This is a genomic window from Arthrobacter sp. TB 26 (assembly GCF_000427315.1).
Lineage (GTDB): Bacteria > Actinomycetota > Actinomycetes > Actinomycetales > Micrococcaceae > Arthrobacter.
Window position 1 is genome coordinate 1 of sequence record NZ_AUPJ01000015.1, and the last position, 1,341, is coordinate 1,341.

At 70.1% G+C, this 1,341-nt stretch carries 1 protein-coding gene; it reads right to left on the reverse strand.

Translation table 11 applies throughout. The annotated features are described in order from the left end of the window. A partial coding sequence (locus K789_RS0100250; RefSeq protein WP_024364992.1) for a helix-hairpin-helix domain-containing protein occupies positions 1-1,341 on the reverse strand: 1,341 nt, incomplete at both ends.

Here is a 1,341-nt window from a genome sequence, read left to right on the forward strand (position 1 = left end):
CGAGCCGCAGCGTCAGCGAGATGCGCTTCCGCTCCGGATCGGCCTCCAGCACTTTGACCCGCACCACCTGCCCCGACTTCACCACCTCGCGCGGATCGGAGATGAACCGGTTGGCCAGCGCCGAGACGTGCACCAGGCCATCCTGGTGGACCCCGACGTCGACGAACGCGCCGAACGCCGCCACGTTGGTGACGGTCCCCTCCAGCACCATCCCCGGCCGGAGGTCCGAGATCTTCTCGATCCCTTCCGAGAACGTCGCCGCGGCAAAGGCCGGACGCGGGTCACGGCCGGGCTTCTCGAGCTCGGCGATGATGTCCTGCACCGTGGGCAGGCCGAAGGAACCGTCGACGAAGTCCTGCGGGTTCAGGGTGGCGTAGCTTCCCGCGGCCTGCGCCTTTCCGGCGGCCGCTTTGATCTTCCGCGCCACGGGGTACGCCTCCGGGTGGACGCTGGAGGCATCCAGCGGCTCCGCTCCCCCGGTGATCCGCAGGAAGCCGGCGCACTGTTCAAACGCTTTCGCGCCGAGCCGCGGGACCTTCTTCAGCTCGCTGCGTTTGCTGAACGGCCCGTGCTCGTTCCGGTAGGCCACGATGTTCTCGCTCAGCAGCGGACCGACGCCGGCGACACGGCTGAGCAGCGCCGGGGAGGCGGTGTTGACGTCCACGCCCACCGCGTTCACGCAGTCCTCGACGACGGCATCGAGGCTGCGGTCCAGCTTGGCGGCCGTGACGTCGTGCTGGTACTGCCCGACGCCGATCGACTTCGGCTCGATCTTCACGAGCTCCGCGAGCGGGTCCTGCAGCCGCCGCGCGATGGACACGGCGCCGCGGAGGGACACGTCCATGCCGGGCAGTTCCGCGGCCGCCAACGCCGAGGCGGAATATACCGAGGCGCCGGCTTCCGAGACGACGATCTTTTGTGGCTTGGCACCCTGCTTCGCAGAGTCCGGGCCTGCAGAGTCCGGGCCTGCCGCGAGCTGTTTGAGCAGCTCCGCGGCGAGTTTGTCCGTCTCCCTCGAGGCGGTGCCGTTGCCGATCGCCACGAGTTCGACGCCGTGCTTCCTCGCCAGGTTCACGAGGGTCCGCAGCGCCTCGTCCCATTTCCGGGCCGGGGCGTGCGGGTAGACCGTGTCCGTCGCAACCACTTTGCCGGTGCCGTCCACAACCGCGACCTTGACCCCGGTGCGCAGTCCCGGGTCCAGGCCCAGGGTGGTGCGGTTCCCGGCCGGAGCCGCCAGGAGCACGTCGCGCAGGTTGGCGGCGAAGACCCGCACGGCCTCGTCTTCGGCGGACGCGAACATCCGGCTGCGCAGGTCAGCCGTCAGCCGGGCCAGCACCCGCG